The organism is Vallitalea sediminicola (assembly GCF_054408565.1).
In genome coordinates this window covers 19,378-39,025 of record NZ_BTPT01000001.1, presented here as the reverse complement: position 1 = coordinate 39,025, position 19,648 = coordinate 19,378, and the positions used below count along the sequence as shown (strand labels likewise).

Genomic DNA, 19,648 nt, shown 5'->3' with positions numbered 1-19,648 from the left:
AGTCAAAGCACTATTTTTTATAATCCTTGCCAAAAATAAAGCCTTCTTGTTAATATATTCTAATTATTAACAAGAAGGCTTATTTGATGTTTTACACATCTATCTATATAATAAAATCTCTACACTTTACTTAGTAAAATACTCTACCCCAGATTTAAATATCAATTGATCTTTTTTACCAATGATATTGTTAGAAACATTGGTTCCAATACGTTCCGAATGTCCCATTTTTCCAAGCACTCTACCATCTGGACTGGTTATACCTTCAATAGCATATAATGAACCATTAGGATTAAATCTAATATCCATAGATGGATTACCATCAAAATCTACATATTGCGTAGCTACTTGACCGTTATCAAATAGTTTGTTAGCTATTGTCTCGTTTACTATGAATCTACCTTCACCATGTGATACAGGTATAGCATGTACATCACCAACATTTACATTGCTTAACCAAGGTGATTTATTAGATATAATCTTAGTATTGACCATACAAGATATATGTCTACCAATTGTATTATAAGTAAGAGTTGGGTCATCATTAGTTAATTCCCTTATATCTCCATATGGTACAAGTCCAAGCTTGATAAGTGATTGGAAGCCGTTACATATACCAAGCATAAGTCCATCTCTATTTTGTAATAATTCAAGTACAGCACTCTTGATATATTCATTTCTAAATACAGTTGCAATGAATTTTCCTGAACCCTCTGGTTCATCTCCGGCACTAAAACCACCAGGAATCATAACCATTTGACTGTTATTAATCTTGTCCGCCATTACCTTGATAGAATCCTTTATATCTTTTGAAGTTAGATTCTTGAATACGAACATATCTACATCTGCACCTGCTTGTTCAAATGCTTTTGCTGAATCATATTCACAATTGGTTCCAGGAAATACAGGTATAAATACTTTTGGCCTAGCCACTTTATTTTTGCATATATATATTTTATCTTCTTTATATAACTTATCTATTACATCATTAGTTTCTTTTGTTTTAGTTGGATATACACCTTCTAATGTATTTGTCCAAGTATCAATTACCTCATCAATATCAATTACTTCATTTTTATATCTAATAGCTGTCTCTGCTGTAGTATTACCTATATGAATATAATTAAGTTCATCTAGTATGTCGTTATATTGTATGTTACCATCAATTTCTATTAAGATACTACCATACTCTCTTGAATATAGCTTTTGTGTGATAATAGAATCTTTAATATGAGCTCCGATTTTATTACCCATAGCCATCTTGGATATCGCTTCTACTAATCCACCATACCCAACTGTATGAGCTGATAATATTTGACCATCTGTAATAAGTTCATGTATCTTGGAATAATTTTTCTTAAGCTCTTCAAAATCAGGTAGATCATATGAATCTCTTGATAATGGTATATATATCAGGTTACTATCTGTTTTTTTAAGTTCTGGTGATATTACTTTATTGACATCAACCACATCTACAGCAAAAGATACTAGAGTAGGCGGAACATCTATATCATTAAAAGTTCCTGACATACTGTCCTTACCTCCTATTGAAGGTAGACTCAATATCTCTTGAACATGGTAAGCTCCAAGTAATGCACTAAAAGGCTCTCCCCATCTACTGGAATCTTTACCAAGACGTTTGAAATATTCTTGAAAAGTGAATCTGATTTTCTTGTAATCTCCACCTGTAGCAACAATCTTAGCTATTGATTCTACTATAGAATATACAGCTCCATGATATGGACTCCATGACATAAGGTATGGATTATAACCATAACTCATTGCAGTTCCTGTAGAAGTATCTCCTTCTAATAGTGGTATCTTAGCCACCATTGTTTCAGTTGGAGTTAATTGGTATTTACCACCATAAGGCATAAATACACTACAAGCTCCAATAGAACCGTCAAATTTCTCTGCTAATCCCTTTTGAGATGCAATATTGATGTCTCCCATTATACCCAACCATTTTTCTTTAATACTGACATCAGTATCTTGTGCTTCGTTAAAATAATTTTTTTCTTCCATTGGTGATAAAACATGTATATCTGTAGTTGCCGTTGCTCCATTGGTATCCAAAAATTTTCTGCTTATATCAACAATATTATTTCCATTCCATTTCATTACTAATTTCTTTTCTTTTGTTACATGAGCTACAACAACTGCCTCCAAGTTTTCTTTGTTAGCACAAGCAATGAATTTATCAACGTCATTCTTATCTACAACAACTGCCATTCTTTCTTGTGACTCGGATATGGAAAGTTCTGTTCCATCAAGTCCTGCATATTTTTTAGGAACTTTATCAAGATCAATGATAAGACCATCTGCTAGTTCGCCTATGGCTACTGATACTCCACCTGCCCCAAAATCATTACATTTTTTTATCATATTACTTACTTTTTTATCTCTAAACAAACGTTGAATCTTTCTTTCAGTTGGTGGATTTCCTTTTTGAACTTCAGCACCACATGTATGAATAGAATCTTCTGTATGTTCTTTTGATGAACCTGTTGCTCCACCGCATCCATCTCTACCAGTTCTTCCACCTAATAATATTATTATATCACCTTCATCAGAAGTTTCTCTTATTACATTTTCTCTTGGAGTTGCCGCAATGACAGCACCTATTTCCATGTGTTTCGCAACATAATTAGGATGATATATTTCATGAACCTTACCTGTTGCAAGTCCTATTTGATTACCGTAAGAACTATAACCATGAGAACTTTCAGTTGCTATTTTTTTCTGTGATAATTTCCCGGGTAATGTTTTATCAAGTGAAGTTCTTGGATCTGCTGAACCAGTAACCCGCATAGCTTGGTAAACATATGAACGTCCTGACAATGGGTCTCTGATTGCTCCACCAAGACAAGTTGCCGCTCCACCAAATGGTTCAATCTCTGTTGGATGGTTATGAGTTTCATTTTTGAACATAACCAACCATTCTTCATCTTTACCGTCTACATCTACATCTACCACAATACTACAAGCATTAATTTCCTCTGATACTTCTAGATCATCTAAGAGGCCATCTGCTCTTAACTTTTTCATTGCTAGCAATGCGATGTCCATAAGGCATATATCTTTTTTATCTGCTTTATCCCCTAACACTGCTTTTCTATCTTCTAAATATTTTTTATATGTCAACTCTACAGGTTTATTATATTTTCCATCCTCAAAAGTAACCTCTTGGATAGCTGTTGAAAATGTTGTATGTCTACAATGATCTGACCAATAAGTGTCTAACACTCTAATTTCCGTAATGGTCGGGTCTCTTCTTTCTACGTTAGAAAAATACTCCCTAGTAAATAATAAGTCATGGGTACTCATAGCAAGTCCTAATTCTTTCCACAACTCTTTAATCTGATCCTGATTCTTTGAGATAAAACCATCTATATAAGGAACTGTGCTAGGAATATCAAATTCTAGATCTAGGGTTTCTGGTTTATCCAGCATAGCTTCTCTAGAATCAACTGGATTAATACAATATTTTTTAATCCTTGTTAGATCTTTTTCGCTTAGTTTACCTTTCAAAACAATAATTTTAGCTACTCTGACAATAGGACTAACATCTGCATTCAATATTTTGATACAGCTATCAGCTTGATCTGCCCTTTGGTCATATTGTCCAGGTAAATATTCTACTGCAAACGCTGTTTCTTCGTCATTAATAGTCATTACCTCTTCGGATAAAATATCTACTTGTGGCTCAGAAAATATAGTATTGAGGGCACTCTTATAAGCTTCATCTGTTATATGTGCTACATCATAGCGATTTACTATTCTTACATTATTTAAACTATCTAAAGACAAATTGTTTCTAAGATCATTAAGTAAATGTTTTGCTTCTGTATTACAACCAACTTTTTTCTCAACAAAAACTCTTCTAATTGTATTCATAATAACCTCCTAAGGTTTTCTATTTACATTATAATAATACCATGCTATGATTATTAAGTAAAATTAATAATACTAATACCACTTATAAGGAGATCTAATAAATGAATATTAATCTGGAGCTTTACAAAGTTTTTTATCATGTAGCTACTACCTTAAGTTTTTCAGAGGCATCTACTAAGCTCTTTATTTCTCAATCAGCAGTTAGTCAGTCTATTAAAACTCTAGAAAAGAATCTTAACACAACCTTATTTAATCGTAATACCAAGAGAGTGACTCTTACTCATGAAGGCAGTCTTCTATTACAACATATTGAGCCAGCAATTAACTTAATTCATAATGGGGAAAATAACATACTGGAAACAAGGAGTCTTAATCAAGGAAAAATTCATATAGGTGCTAGTGATACTATTTGTAAATATATACTTCTACCTTATTTCAAGAAATTTCATTCCGCCTATCCTAATATACATCTACAGGTTACTAATAGAACATCAATCAAATGTGTGGATTTGTTAAAACAAGGAAGTGTGGATTTTATTGTTACTAATCTTCCTAATAAAAATCTTGGTAGTTCTTTGGTGGTTAGGGAATTTTATAAATTCAATGATGTTTTTATTGCAGGAAATGATTTTATAGAGCTTACCAATAAAATTATCTCATTGAAAGAATTGCTGAAACATCCTTTATTGATGTTAGAGAAAAATACTACAACTAGTCAGTATATCTATGGGGTTTTTGAGTCTAAGGGACTTGTTTTATCTCCTGAGATAGAGCTTACTAGTATTGATTTGCTTGTGGAGTTGGCTAAGATCAATCTTGGGATTTCTTTGGTACCTGATTATTGTATAGATGAGAAACTTTTGAAGGATGTTTTTGCTATAAAGACTAAGGAAATCTTGAGTGAGAGAAGTCTTGGAATAGTCAGTAAGAAAAATATTCCGTTGTCCATTGCGGCTAAGAAGTTTATTGATTTTATTGTTTAGAGTAGAGGGGGGGGTATTATCGTGCTAAAGGGTCAGGGTATAAGGTAATAGAATAACTTGCCTTACTCTGAGAAGCGATCGGTCTGCGTTATTCTATTACCTTATACCCTTCGGACCTTATGGAAGATTTTATTATGTATATAATAATTTTCAGTTGAATCAGACTTACATTGTGATGATATTTATAGGATATTGTGTAATAGTTTGAATATAAGTTTGTCTAAAAATTAGAATATACATTTTCCATTCTCTTAAGTGCTTTTTCTAATAATAGGCGTGAAGTGGCTATATTAATTCTGAAAAAACCTTTGCCATCTTTACCAAAAAGAGAACCCATATAAACTTCTACTTTTGCTTCTTCAATAAACCATTTTTCAAGTTGATTTTCAGATATATTAAGATTTTTATAATTAATCCATAGAAGGTAGGTGCCTTCCCTTGGCATTACTTTAAATTCGGGCATATGTTTAGATATATATGAACGTACCATTCTGTCATTATTATCAATATAGGAACAAACTTCTTTTAACCAATCATCACAATAATTATATCCAGCTTCTACAGCTGCAACAGAAAAAATATTAGGATTATGTATACCAATTCGATTAATATCATCACTTATTCTTGTACGAAGTTTTGCATTTGGAATAATCATATGAGAAATAATTATTCCTGGTACATTAAATGTTTTTGTTATAGAATTAGCACATATCAAATAATCTTGAATATCACCTTTTATCTGCAACATACTCGTATGGGTCATATTCTCAGCTAACAAATTAGAATGTATTTCATCTACAAATAAATAAATATTGTGTTTTATACAAAATGCAGATAATTGTTCAAGTTCTTCTTTTGACCAAACTCTTCCCGTAGGATTGTGAGGGCTACATAAAATAAACATTTTTGTTCTTTCATCTATAATGGTTTCCAATTGCATAAAATCAATACAAAAGTGATTATCCTCATAAATCAACGGACTTTCAACAATACTACGTTCATTATCAATAACAGCATTATATAAAGGTGAATACGCAGGTGTATTAATTATTATTTTATCATTAGGCTTAGTAAGACTATTGACACAAATTCCAGCGGCAATATTAATTCTGGAACAAAAAACAATCCATTCTTTTGATATATTTACACTATTATATTTTTCAATCCAACTTTGAATACTAGTATAATAAGAGTCATTCAAATCTGTATATCCAAATATCCCGTGTTTTATCACTTGTGTAAATGCGTCAATTATTGGCTTAGGGGACATAAAATCCATATCGGCTACCCCTAAATGAATTAAATCTTTTCTATCATATTTTTTAGCCATAGTATCCCATTTTGCACAATTAGTATTACTTCTATCAATAATTTTATCAAAATCATATGAAAATACAGACATTTTATTTGCTCCTTTCTTGTCTTGTTCTCTTTACTAGAACTTCGCAATTTTCACGAAGTAATTCCTATTTCGATTAAGTTAATCTACCTAATTAGTAAATTCTTTTTTATACTGTGCAGGTGTATAGTTAGTATGTTTTTTAAAATACTTGGAAAAATAATTAGGGTCATTAATACCGATCTGTTCAGCGATCTCATAAATCTTAAGATTAGTTCCTGTTAAGAATTTTTTTGCCTTTTCTATTCTTATATCTTTCAAATAATCACTAAATGTATTTCCCACTATGGTTTTGAACATCCTACTTAAATAAGATGAATTAACATAGAATATTTCCGAAATTCTTTTACATGATAAAGTACAATCCGAAATATTATCATTAATATACTCTAGAATATTATTAATCAATTTATTACTTGCACTCTGATTGAACTTTTCTATCTTCTGTGTAGTATATTCTGCAAAATTCAATATATAGTTTTTTACACTTTCTATATCTTTTAATTTTAAGATATGTTTATATGGTAAACTATCTGTTGCATATATTTCATTAAAGCTGATTCCCATTTCTGAAATTGTATTTAACATCACATTTATAATAGATACTGCAATTACGATGATGTTAGAAAACGAAATCGTGAAATTATCTTGTATAATATTAAATATAGTGTTAATTTGATCTATCACTTTTTCCTTTATTGGTATTTTAAGATATAATGAAAGATTATCTTCAATATCATGTATGATATCACTAAAATGAGTATATTCACTCTCAGAATTATAGTTTATATTCAAAACTTTATCTTGACTGAATTTCTCAATTTGTAACATTTTATAAGCATATTTATAAGACATTCTAATATCGAATAATTCTTCTACAGGCTTTCCTATTCCAGTATTTATAGTAATATTAAATTTTTGATAAATCATTGTTGTAAAATATGAATCATATGAATACAGATTTATCTTTCTGTTGCCACTCAAAACAACAATATTTTGATGAATATCTAAAAAAGTTATGACTCCAGGTATATCATCTGTAATTGTTTTTATTGAATCATGAATTTTAATCGTCATTAAAACATTATCCTCAACATCAGATATTAAATCAAACGCTAATAAGATAATATTAAAATATCCTCCATCAATATCTAGAGGTAACTTATAATAGTTAAATTTGTTACATAACTCGTCTTTTGAATAAGAATTTATCATCATATCATTCAAAAAACTTTGGACAATATAGTCCCAATTATCTTTTAATTTATTTTTAAGATTTATATATTCATTAATCTGTTTTTTTTCTTCGAGTATAGTATATCTTATATTACTCATCACCTGAATTATTTTATCCCTTTTTATGGGTTTTAATAAAAAACCAGAAATTCCAATATCTACACCTTTCTGTGCATAATCGAATGCATTATGGGCCGTTAATACCAATACTTTAATATTTGGATATTCAACCCTTACTATTTGTGCAAAATCGAGTCCATTTATAAATGGCATTTCGATATCAGTAATAATAACATCTGGCTTTTCTGTACTAATTAATTCCAATGCTTCATTAGCACTGGCGGCATCTTGTGTAACTTCATATCCTAAGGAAGTCCAATCAATACATATCGCTAATAATTTTCTGGTTTTTTTTTCATCATCTACAAACATGACTCTAAGTAGTTCACTATTCATATTCTCACCTACATTATTCAAACTAATGGCACACTAATCTTTATAACCGTTCCGTTATTCTTTTCACTATTGATATCAATTATTGCCTTATTTCCATAAAAAATATTAATTCTTTCAATTGTTCCTATTAAACCAAAGCCTAATCTATCATTTAATTTAGCATTCTTTAACTTAATAAGTGTATCACTCTCTATTCCTACACCATTATCCTCAACCATAAAACAAATATGATTTTTTTGTTTTATAACAGAGAATCTGATTTTACCAAGTTTTCCCATAGGTTTAATACCATGATATATTGCATTTTCAATCAGCGGCTGAATAATTAGTTTTAAAACTTTATATGAAAGAACTTCTTCAGCAATTTCATAACATACCTCAAACAGAGATTCATATCTCAAATGAAGAAGGCTAATATAATCTTTTACAATCTGGATTTCTTGCTCTACAGTAATCACTTGACCACCGCTGCTTAAACTCCCTCTATAAAAACTGCCTAAAGTTTCTATAGCATCATAAACCTGTTGTGGTTTTTCAGTTAGAGCCATATATCCGATTGCATCAAGAGTATTATATAAAAAATGAGGTTTAATTTGTTCCTGCAATACACTTAGCTCTGCTTTACGTTTAATCTTCTGTTCCTTAACCAATTTAATAATTAACATTTGGATTTCATTAATCATTAAATTATAGTTTTTTTGTAATACCCCAACTTCACTATTATAATAGTCTACTTGAATAGTTTTAAAATCACCATTTTTCATCTCTTTCATTACATGAATTAATTGATAAATAGGATTTGAAATCGACTTAGAAATAAAGAAAAAACTCAATAACATCAATAGTGCATTAACCAATAAAACCAATAATGATATAGTTATTAAAGAATCTGATAAATATTCTATTCTTTTAACAGGAAATTCTGCAACTATTTTCCAGTTATAGTCAGATATATAGAAACCTACTATTAATTTATTATCTTGTATTTCACTATAATATAATTGATTCTCATTAATATTTTCTAAGATTGAATTTGTATACGATCTAGTATCTACATTTTCAGACTGAATCATTAGACTATTGTACTGATCATATAATTCTACATAAGTATCATTAGATCTGAAAACAGTATCAAATAATTTATTTATAGAGTCAATTGGAATATTTAATATAGCAAGACCAATAGGTTCTTGGGTTTCTAAATCATTTATTATTCTAATGGATGAAATAAAATTAGATTGATATGTTTGTTCAAATATGTTACCTGCATTATAATATAGATTGTATTTACCTTTTGTATTAATCATTTCTTCATACCATGGTGCTTGTTTTATAGAATTGATAGTTAATTTTTTTTTACCTTTTTTATCTATTCCATAAAAAAACTCATCAAAATCAGTTATATAAATTGCATCTAAGTTATTATAGGTATCCACCAAAGTAAATAGAAAATTATCATATATTTTTAGTTTATCAAATGTTATAGGTTTTTTGATAATATCAATTATTCCAAACTTGAGTAACAGATCATAATTATTATTAGCAGTATCAATCATATCAGTAAGATTAGTTTTTACAGATATCAATGTTTGTTTGGATGAATTGCTTTGACTTGTTTCTGAATATGTTCGCAATACATAATCATATAATAAATAAGTAAAAATAACACTAGACATTACAAATAATATATATACTATAGCTATTTTTTGAGATATTTTTTTATCAAAAATAAATCTTTTTATTATTTTGAATTTTATGCATAGTTCATCTGTTAGATTTTTATTATGCATATAATCAACTCCAATTCAAGATAATCTATAGTATTATTTTTCTAATGAATTCTAAAATTATATTATGTGTATTCGAAAATCAAAAAATACATAATTAGCTATTTCAATTGATATCTTTCTATAAGAATTCTAATGCATATTGTGCATATAACTTACTACCAAGTTCTAATGCTTTTTCATCAATTTGAAAACTTTCATGATGAAGTGGGTAAGATGTTTTTGAAGTTCCATCACAAACACCCAAAAAGGCAAAGACTCCTGGAACTTTTTCTAAGTAACGTGAAAAATCTTCTGATGCTGTCATTTTGGGTTTTATACTTAGCCCTTGTTCTCCTGCAATCTTCAAAACTGCTTTCTCAGCTATTTTACTACAATATATATCATTTATTACAGGTAATAGAGATTTTGCATAGTTAATATTTACTGTTGTATTATACATCTGTGTCGTATGTGTAGAAATCCTAAATAATGCTTCCTTAAAATAGTCTTTGATTTCAGAATTAAAATATCTCAGGTTACCAGATAAAATAGCCTCCGAAGCTAAAATATTTGCTTTGACTCCAGAATTGAATGTCCCTATAGTTATGACTACTGAGTCTAAAGGATTGATTTCACGAGATACAATTTCCTGGATATTGACTACAAGATTAGCCCCTACCAAAAGTGCATCAGTCCCCAAATGAGGTAATGCTCCATGTCCTCCACTTCCAGTTATGGTTATAGTAAAATCATCAACACCTGCCATACGTGGACCACTTTCGATTGATATTTTTCCTGTTGGAAGATCAGTGACTACATGCATAGCAAATATAGAATCCACTTTGTCTAAAATACCACTTGCAATTATTTCTTCAGTGGCTTCACCTGTTTCTTCAGCAGGCTGAAAAATCACTTTTATACAACCATTTATATCTACTTTTTTTTCATTAAGAATTTTTACTGCGCCAAGTAACATAGCTGTATGAGCATCATGTCCACATGCATGCATTATACCATGTGTTTCAGACCTATAATCAACATCATTTTTTTCTTCTATTGGAAGTGCATCCATATCTGCTCGCAAAGCTACAGTTTTTCCCTGTTTGCCTTTTATAGTTGCAATAACTCCTGTCTTACAAACAGTATAGTAAGGTACTCCCATGGATTCTAATTCTTGAATAATCCTTCTACTAGTATTAAATTCATTTAAACTCAATTCTGGATGTTGATGAAAATAACGTCTAAGTTCTGTTACATATCTTCCAAGTTCAAAAGATAAATCACTCATTATTACATCTCCTTTAACCTTTTACTGATCCTGCAATCAAACTGGACTGGACTTGTTTATTCAGTATTAAATATATAATAATCACTGGTAGAGTTGCAACAACTAGACCTGCACCGATAGGCCCCCAATCCGTAGTGTATTGCCCTACAAGAGATTGTATCCCAACAGTTAATGTCTTATATTTTGCATCGCTAATGAATACTACCGCATACATCAATTCGTTCCATGATTGTAAAAATGTGAAAATAGCAATAGTAGCAATAGAAGGACGCATAAGTGGTAAAATGATTTTGAAAAATGTTCCATAGATAGTACAACCATCTATACATGCAGCCTCTTCTAATTCAACTGGGAGCGCCGAAACAAATCCCGAATTAATCAATATTGCCATTGGAATAGCAAATGCCGTATAAGGAATAATCAATGCCCAATAAGAATTCAACAAATGAGCATTACGTAGTATGATAAAAACAGGTAATAATGCAGCATGTATCGGAATCGTAAGCCCCATCAAGAAAAATGTTATCATAAACTTTCTTAATTTCCACTTCATTCTTACCAATGCATATGATGCCATTAAAGAAAACATTGAAACAAAAAGAATTGTTACACCTGTAACTATAATACTATTCAATAAATATCTAGAAAGATTACCTCCCATAAATGCATATTTATAATTTTCAAATCTCCATATGTTAGGTAGTCCAATCATATTACCTTCAAATATCTCCACATTATTCTTTAAAGAAAATGTTATTAGCCAATAAATAGGAAAAATCTGCACTACTGCCCAAATAGCTAATATTATTTTTATAATGATCGAATAATTTTTTTTCCTAGGAAGCGTTTGTATATACATATTAATAACTCCCTTCTTTAAATGATTTACGAATGATAAAAGCAAACACAAAACACTCAATAATGATAAAAATAGCCATTGAACTACCATAGCCATACATGTTCCTAGAAAAAATAGTCTCTACCATCAAAGTACTGGGTAATTGACTAGCTCCAGCTGGTCCACCACCAGTCATAACATATACTAAGTCAAAATTCTTTAATGAACCTACCACCGCAAAAGTAACACATACCTTGATAATTGGTTTCATTAATGGGATAGTAATTCTTATTGCTTGTTGTACTGCATTTGCCCCATCTATCTTGGCAGCTTCAAATATCTCAGTAGGGATAGATTTTATTGCCGCATACATCAACAACATATGATAGCCAATATACTGCCATAGTACTGGTACAATGACTGAGATCATAACTATACCCATGTCCCCTAACCAATTCCTTGTTAATCCATCAAGATTCAGTAAACGGAGTGTACTATTCAATAATCCATATTCCGGATTATATATTTTCATCCAAAGTTGTCCAATTACAACAGTTGAAATTAAGACAGGCATAAAATACACACTCACATAAAAACGTTCGTGTTTAACTCCTGAAGCAAGGATTAGTGCTAAGATCATAGCAATTGGTAATTGAATAAAAACAGAACCCGCTGCAAAAATAAGAGAGTTTTTAACTGCTTTCCAAAATCCATCACTATTTTCTAAAAATAATTCTTTATAGTTTTCAAATCCAATAAATATTTTATCTCCGATTCCATCCCATTCATTGATACTGTAAGATGCTGACATAAATATTGGTATAATTATAATAAATATAAAAAACAACAATGCAGGTAGTATAAAAAAACAAATTGCCTTTTTATTTGAAAGAACTCGGTCCAAAATTAATTCCTCCTTTATATTAATTGAATTTTCCACTTCAATTTAATGAAGTGGAAAATTTCACTCGTTTAACTTATTGAGTTCTTTAATATATTGTTCTGGCGTAATTTGACCAACAAAGAGTTCTTGAAGCTTGTTTAAGTATACTGTTGCATCTTTTCCTTCCATAAGGTTATCCCACCAGATAGTATAACTACTTGCATTTTTTGTCATATTATATATATCTGTCAATAAAGAATTCACACCTGAATCATCTACTTCAACATTTGTATATGGCAAAATTGAACTTCCAATCAAATATTTCGCAATTGCAACTTCGTATGCAATATATTGAGCTATCTCTGCTGTCAATTGTGGATCCTTAGTATTTTTACTTACAGCAAAACCTGTATCTGGTCCTCCAGTATAATCATTTGCACTTGCTTTACCATCTGCAAACACTGGAAAAGGTGCTACTACAATTTTATCTTTTACCTTAGATGTATCCTTATAAACACGTGCTGCAGTCCAACTTCCATTTAAATACATTGGAGTTTTACCCTCAAAAAATGGAACTTCAGCTTCTTCACGAGAAATTCCTACTGACCCTTCTGTGAAAGCACCTAAATCAACAAGTTCTTTAATAGCTTCAGCAGCTCTTAAATACCCTGGATCATCAAAATTAGTTTCTTTATTCATTGTTTTCTTAATTGCTTTACCACCTACTGCACGTAAAGCTAATAAATCTTGATACATAGCAATTGTCCAAGATTCCTTACCTCCTACAGTTAATGGAGTGACACCATTTTCTTTGAACTTCTTAATTGCCGCTATTAACTCCTCATAAGTTTCTGGAATTTCAATAGAATATTTGTCAAACAATTCTTTATTATAAAACATACATGCTACTGATTGATCAGTTGTAAGTGCATATGTTTGTCCATCAAACTGAAATCCTGTTAATGACTCTGAATTCAGATGGGATTTATACTCATCAGTTAAATATTCATCTAGTTGTAAAAGTTTATCAGAAGATACAAAAGGTTTAATAAAACCATGTCCCCACGTATAGAAAATATCTGGCATTTGTTCAGCAGCTATTGCAGCCTTGATTTTAGTTTTATATGATTGATTTTCTGCTGTATCAACTTCAATTTTAACATTAAATTTTTCTTCTGCCTTTTTAATAACTTTTTCTACAGCAGGTTTATTAGGATCATTATCCCCACCAAAAATATGCCAAATCTTTATTACCTTGACCTCTTCTTTTTTCGCAACATTTTCTCCATTTGATTGAGATTTTTTTTCTTCTTTAACTTCTTTTCCACCACATCCCACCAAACTTATTAGCATGGTCATTATGCATAGAATAGTTATGCTTTTCTTAATGATTTTCAACATAAAACATTACCTCCTAGATTTAGTATACATATATTTTATATAAAATTCGCTCTAAAAGAAATGTATTTTGTGTATTATTTACTAGTAAAATCATTACTGAAATAGAAGTAATAAAAATTTCATACTTTAGTTCTGTAATATAATTACATTTTATAGTAATATTATTACCTTATTTCTATGATAATAAAATATCCTAAAAGCATAAGTAGTATTTAGAAAAAATATTCAAATCTATAATATTCCAAAAATCAGGTCCATATTCTATTAAAATTAAGCATTCATTTTTTCATATATAATTTCAGATGCAGTGTTAACAATCTTTTTATCCATTTCTACAAATCGATTACCGATAATTGATTTTAGTTTATCCATTACCATATAATAGATAGCTCCTTCATCCAAGTCCTCAAGATTCAGTTGATATTTGTCTGCAAAATCGTTGATATTGTAGTTGTTTCCGAACCATTCTAATATTTTATTGATATCACTATCTCTATTAGTTATTTTACTGGATTCATTGTTGATTCTTTTAGCACTGCTTATCGCAACTATGATAAATGCAATTCCTATTGCTAATAATAATCCAGAAAATAAGTATTTGTTGCTAAAGTTGATAACTAGTATTTCTAAAAAAGAAAGTATACTTACTACTACGAGAGCCATACCGATTACTCCAAATGTATAAACACTTGATTTTAAGTCCTTTAATGCCGTATCGTCGTTATAGTTCTCTGTTTCGTACTCATTAGTTATTTCTTCTTCTTCTTCATCTTCGTCTTCTTGTTCTCTTTCCTCTTGTGATTTTGAAATCATATAACCTTTTAGGAATTTGATTGATTCATCTAGTTCTTTTTCAGTGACGAAAATAGCATAGTAATATTGATTTTCTTCCTCTACCTCTTCGTCTTCAACTTTTTCGTATTTCACATTTTTGATGCCGCTATATTCTAGATATTCTTTTACTTGGTTAGCTTGGTCTTCCTCAGTTGTCTTTATTAATGGTTTCCATTCAATAATATCTTCTAAGCTATCAACTAATTCAATTTTACAATCAGCACATAGTTTGACACCTTCTTCATATTCACATTTACATTTTGGACACCATGGCATATATTGTTCCTCCTACTCTTATTATTAATCGTTCTATTGTTATTATACTAGAGGCTTGTTTACCTATCAATAAAAAAATTATATAACATAAAAATAATTGTATAATTTTCCAAATTCTTATAACAAAAAAGAAAATATATGTTAGAATTAAGATTGTTAGATGAGTATGATTGTCACTAAACCAATACATAGTATTTCTAACGCGAATTTTAATATCTAGGAGGTAACAAAAATGAATATGAAATGGAATCTGGACAAACTTTATACTTCATTCGAGTGTGATGAACTAAAAAATGACTTTCAGCTTGTAGATAAACTTATAAAAGATACTACTGATTTTGTAAATACTAATTTTACAGCTACTACTAATGCTAAAGATAAGCTTGAAAAATTTCTAGAGAATAAAAATCTAATAGAAAATTATATAAGCAGATTATATGATTATGGTTATTTAATTTATAGCGTTGATACTAAAAATGTAACAGCTCTAAAACAAATGGAAAGAGTAGAGAGTTATCTACCTAAAATTACTATTATTGATGTTAAGTTTCAAAAATGGATTAGTGAATTAGATAATCTTGATGAGATAATTGCTTCATCTGATATGTTAATCGAACATGAATTCATTATCAAAAGCAATAAGAGATTATCCAAATATTTATTAAGTGATGCAGAAGAGCAATTAATAGCTGAGATGCAAAATACAGGTTCCAATGCTTGGGCTAAATTACAAGATACTGTTACATCATCATTATTAGTTGATTATGATGGTGAAAAATTACCTTTGACAGTTATCAGGAATTATGCTTATGATTCATCAGCTGAAAAAAGGAAAAAAGCTTATGAAGCTGAGTTAAAAGCTTATGAGAAAATTGATCAATCTTCAGCAGCTTGCCTTAATGCTATCAAAGGAGAAGTTGTCACTATAGCTAAAAAAAGAGGTTACGACTCACCTCTTGATATGACACTTGTTGGTGCAAGAATGGATAAAGAAACTCTAGATGCTATGATGACTGCTATCAAGGAGTACTTACCTCATTTCCATAAATATCTTAGAAAAAAAGCTACGATGCTTGGACATGAAGGTTCTCTTCCATTCTATGACTTATTCGCTCCAGTAGGAGAAGTTGATATGTCATATACATTTGAAGAAGCAAGAGATTTTATTGTTAAAAACTTCAGTTCCTTCAGCAACAAACTAGGAAATTTCGCTGACAATGCATTTGAAAATAGATGGATTGATGCAGAACCTAGAGAAGGTAAAATAGGTGGAGCTTATTGCAGTAACCTTCATTGCATAAAAGAAAGTAGAATCATGGCTAACTTCTCTGGAAGTCTTAATGATGTTACTACATTAGCTCATGAACTTGGACATGGTTATCATGGTGATTGCTTGAAAGATGAATCAGGCTTGAATAGTGATTATCCAATGCCAATAGCTGAGACTGCTTCTATCTTCTGCGAAACAATAGTTATGAATGCAGCTCTTAAGAATGCAACAGATGAAGAAGCACTTGTTATCTTGGAAACTGACATTATGGGTTCTAATCAAACAATAGTTGATATTTATAGTCGTTATTTATTTGAATCAGCATTATTCGAAAATAGAAAAGATGCATCATTATCAGTTGATGAACTAAAAGAAATAATGTTAAAGGCTCAAAAAGAAGCGTATGGTGATGGACTTGACCATGATGTATTACATCCATATATGTGGAATTGTAAGCCTCACTATTATTATTTTGATGCTAACTTCTATAACTTCCCTTATGCTTTTGGTTTACTATTTGCAAAAGGATTATATGCTAAATATCTTGAAATGGGTAATGATTTCTTACCTAAATACGACAAACTTCTTGAAGCAACAGGTAAGAATGATGTTAAAGACGTATTAGCTATAATGGATATCGATTCTCATGATGTAGATTTCTGGAGAAGTTCTTTAGAAATAGTAAAAAAAGATATTGATAAATTCTTAGCATTATAAAAAAATATATATCATATGGAGAATCATTGAATGTATAAATAATTCAATGATTCTTTTTTATTATTATGAAATCCTATTATCAATGCAGTTAAATCGTCAATTTCAGACAATTATCGCGTATTGACGGAATTCTTTTTTAATTTTCTCAAAATTTTATAAATAAGCTCTTTTATATAATGTAAATATATGGTAATATATTATTATAATGTTAAACGGGGTGATCTTGTGTCTAATCTAAATCATACAATAACAGAAAAATTTCAATGTACAGTAAAAGAAAATGACTATTTTAATAAAAACATACTTGACCAATTAGCTAAATTACAAGAAGTTGCTGCTAAGCTTAATAAAAATATTATCAGAGCTTGTACTTATTGTGGTTGTATTGAAATAAATGCCAATAATAAGCTCTATTCTTATAATGATGATATTAACTTAGATATGATTAAAATTCTTGATCCTCATCATATCACTGGCACACTATGCGAAGACTGTAGAGATAGAATTGAGAATGATATTGGAAGCTGTCTTTACCATCTTGCTTGTATAAGCAACTCTTTTGACCTTAATCTTAATGATATACTTTTACAAGAAATGAACAAAGTAAATCTACTTGGGAAATTTAATATTGAATAGAACTATATAAGTGATTTAAATATTTTGCAGGTGAGTCAGAAAAAATGTTTTGTTCTGACCGTTGTTTTGCAAAATAGTATATGTATATGTTTCGCCAGCAGATTGCTCGTCCTGAGCAAACTACTGGGTTCGGCGTCCGTGCCTCACTACTCCACATATACATATACTATTTTGCTTTTAAGTTGTTGGTCGTATTCACAAAACACTTTTTCTTCTGATTAGCCAAACTTTTGGCTATTACATATTTTTTTATCTACACATATATCTAAAATATATAATTTAATGCCTGAGCTACGTTATCAACACCTAATATCTCTATGCCATCAATCTTTAAGTTATCAGCATTTGCCTTTGAGATAATACATTTTTTGAATCCTAGTTTCTTGGATTCTATTATTCTTTTTTCTGCCATCGTAATACCTCTTACTTCTCCAGTAAGACCAACTTCTCCTATAATAACTGTCTTAGAGTCTACAGGGATATTTTTGAAACTTGATGCTATGGCACATACAATACCTAGATCAAGACTGGGTTCTGTTATTTTCAGTCCACCAGCAATATTAACATAGCTATCATAACTAGCTAATTGCATACCAATCTTTTTTTCCAAAACTGCCATAAGGAGTACTACTCTGTTATAGTCTGTTCCAGTTGCAGTTCTTCTAGGCATTCCGAAATTAGTGGGACTCATTAATGCCTGTACTTCAACTAACATAGGTCTAGTTCCCTCCATACAACAAGTTACTATAGAACCTGGGCTATTAAGTGGTCTACCAGTTAACATATATTCAGAAGGATTTGTCACTTCTCTTAATCCTTTGTCTCTCATCTCAAATACGCCTATTTCGTTAGTAGAACCGAATCTATTCTTGACAGCTCTAAGCACTCTGTAAGAAGCACTTCTGACTCCTTCAAAATATAATACTGTATCAACCATATGTTCTAGTACACGTGGTCCAGCGATTGCACCATCTTTGGTAACATGTCCAACAATAAACATGGATATTCCAAGTCCTTTAGCAATTTTCATCAAAGCAGAAGTAACCTCTCTAACTTGACTGACACTTCCAGCAGCTGAGGTTATGTCATCACTATAAATGGTTTGAATGGAATCAACAATAACTACTCTTGGTTGTAATTCCTTGATAGCTTTTACGCAATATGAGAGATTGGTTTCTGTATATAGAGTTAATCTTTCTCCATTAACTTCTAACCTATCGCCCCTCATTTTAATCTGTTGTAAGGATTCTTCTCCTGATATATATAATACATCTATATCTTGTCCACATAGATACTGACACATTTGTAACAACAATGTAGATTTACCGATACCAGGGTCTCCACCTACAAGCGTCAGTGAACCTCTAACTATTCCTCCGCCCAGTACACGGTCTAATTCACCAATCTTAGTTGATAATCTTCTTTCTTCATTCATTTCTATACATGAAAGTTTCTTAGGCTTATTTTTGATGTCAATATCGTTATTGGTATGTACATTCTTTGTTTTTATTTTCACTTCTTCAATAAGTGTATTCCACTGTTTACATGCCGGACATTGTCCCATCCATTTTGCTGATTCATTACCACATTCTTGACATACAAATACATTTTTCTGCTTTGCCATAATATCCTCCCTAGTCTTATCTTTTACTTATAATTATATATTTTAATGCTATCTTTCAAGATAGATAATATTCACATAACCATATTATAGCACAACTCAATCCAAGAGAACATATGTTTCTTTTCAATAGAATAATGTGGA

The 19,648-nt window shown here is 30.4% G+C and carries 13 protein-coding genes; 3 read left to right on the top strand and 10 right to left on the bottom strand.

The annotated features are described in order from the left end of the window. Positions 1-126: 126 nt before the first annotated feature. A complete protein-coding gene (locus ACX6CF_RS00160; protein ID WP_458783264.1) occupies positions 127-3,897 on the bottom strand; it encodes a phosphoribosylformylglycinamidine synthase in 3,771 nt (1,256 codons plus the stop codon). Positions 3,898-3,998: 101 nt separating this feature from the next. Between ACX6CF_RS00160 and ACX6CF_RS00155 the strand changes: the two genes are divergently transcribed. Further along, positions 3,999-4,880, top strand: coding sequence for a LysR family transcriptional regulator (locus tag ACX6CF_RS00155; RefSeq protein ID WP_458783263.1), 882 nt, complete (start codon positions 3,999-4,001; stop codon positions 4,878-4,880). Between the two features lie 220 nt (positions 4,881-5,100). Here ACX6CF_RS00155 and ACX6CF_RS00150 read toward each other — a convergent pair whose 3' ends face one another. The 8 genes from ACX6CF_RS00150 to ACX6CF_RS00115 form a co-directional block, all read right to left on the bottom strand. Continuing rightward, the gene (locus ACX6CF_RS00150; protein WP_458783262.1) at positions 5,101-6,282 is read right to left on the bottom strand and encodes a MalY/PatB family protein; all 1,182 of its coding nucleotides are present in this window, start codon (positions 6,280-6,282) and stop codon (positions 5,101-5,103) included. 87 nt (positions 6,283-6,369) lie between these two features. After that, positions 6,370-7,971 (bottom strand): response regulator transcription factor, encoded by a 1,602-nt coding sequence (locus ACX6CF_RS00145; RefSeq protein WP_458783261.1) that lies wholly within the window; start codon positions 7,969-7,971, stop codon positions 6,370-6,372. 17 nt (positions 7,972-7,988) lie between these two features. Beyond that, the gene (locus ACX6CF_RS00140) at positions 7,989-9,761 is read right to left on the bottom strand and encodes a sensor histidine kinase (protein ID WP_458783260.1); all 1,773 of its coding nucleotides are present in this window, start codon (positions 9,759-9,761) and stop codon (positions 7,989-7,991) included. Between the two features lie 118 nt (positions 9,762-9,879). Continuing rightward, positions 9,880-11,028 (bottom strand): amidohydrolase, encoded by a 1,149-nt coding sequence (locus tag ACX6CF_RS00135; protein ID WP_458783259.1) that lies wholly within the window; start codon positions 11,026-11,028, stop codon positions 9,880-9,882. 13 nt (positions 11,029-11,041) lie between these two features. Next, positions 11,042-11,887 (bottom strand): carbohydrate ABC transporter permease, encoded by an 846-nt coding sequence (locus ACX6CF_RS00130; RefSeq protein WP_458783258.1) that lies wholly within the window; start codon positions 11,885-11,887, stop codon positions 11,042-11,044. 1 nt (position 11,888) lies between these two features. Next, complete coding sequence (locus ACX6CF_RS00125) at positions 11,889-12,770, bottom strand: carbohydrate ABC transporter permease (protein ID WP_458783257.1); 882 nt, start codon at positions 12,768-12,770, stop codon at positions 11,889-11,891. A gap of 60 nt (positions 12,771-12,830) precedes the next feature. Then, positions 12,831-14,150, bottom strand: a complete 1,320-nt coding sequence (locus ACX6CF_RS00120; RefSeq protein WP_458783256.1) for an ABC transporter substrate-binding protein — start codon at positions 14,148-14,150, stop codon at positions 12,831-12,833. A gap of 270 nt (positions 14,151-14,420) precedes the next feature. Further along, positions 14,421-15,260 carry a hypothetical protein gene (locus ACX6CF_RS00115; protein ID WP_458783255.1) on the bottom strand — a complete coding sequence of 280 codons (840 nt, stop codon included), beginning with the start codon at positions 15,258-15,260 and terminating at the stop codon, positions 14,421-14,423. A gap of 232 nt (positions 15,261-15,492) precedes the next feature. On the opposite strand from ACX6CF_RS00115, the gene ACX6CF_RS00110 reads away from it, so the two are divergent. Then, positions 15,493-17,247 carry a M3 family oligoendopeptidase gene (locus ACX6CF_RS00110; RefSeq protein ID WP_458783254.1) on the top strand — a complete coding sequence of 585 codons (1,755 nt, stop codon included), beginning with the start codon at positions 15,493-15,495 and terminating at the stop codon, positions 17,245-17,247. Positions 17,248-17,472: 225 nt separating this feature from the next. Beyond that, a complete protein-coding gene (locus ACX6CF_RS00105) occupies positions 17,473-17,883 on the top strand; it encodes a DUF1573 domain-containing protein (RefSeq protein ID WP_113674269.1) in 411 nt (136 codons plus the stop codon). Positions 17,884-18,148: 265 nt separating this feature from the next. Here the strand turns inward: ACX6CF_RS00105 and radA are convergent, their stop codons facing one another. After that, positions 18,149-19,507, bottom strand: a complete 1,359-nt coding sequence (gene radA / locus ACX6CF_RS00100; RefSeq protein WP_458783253.1) for a DNA repair protein RadA — start codon at positions 19,505-19,507, stop codon at positions 18,149-18,151. Positions 19,508-19,648 lie beyond the last annotated feature (141 nt).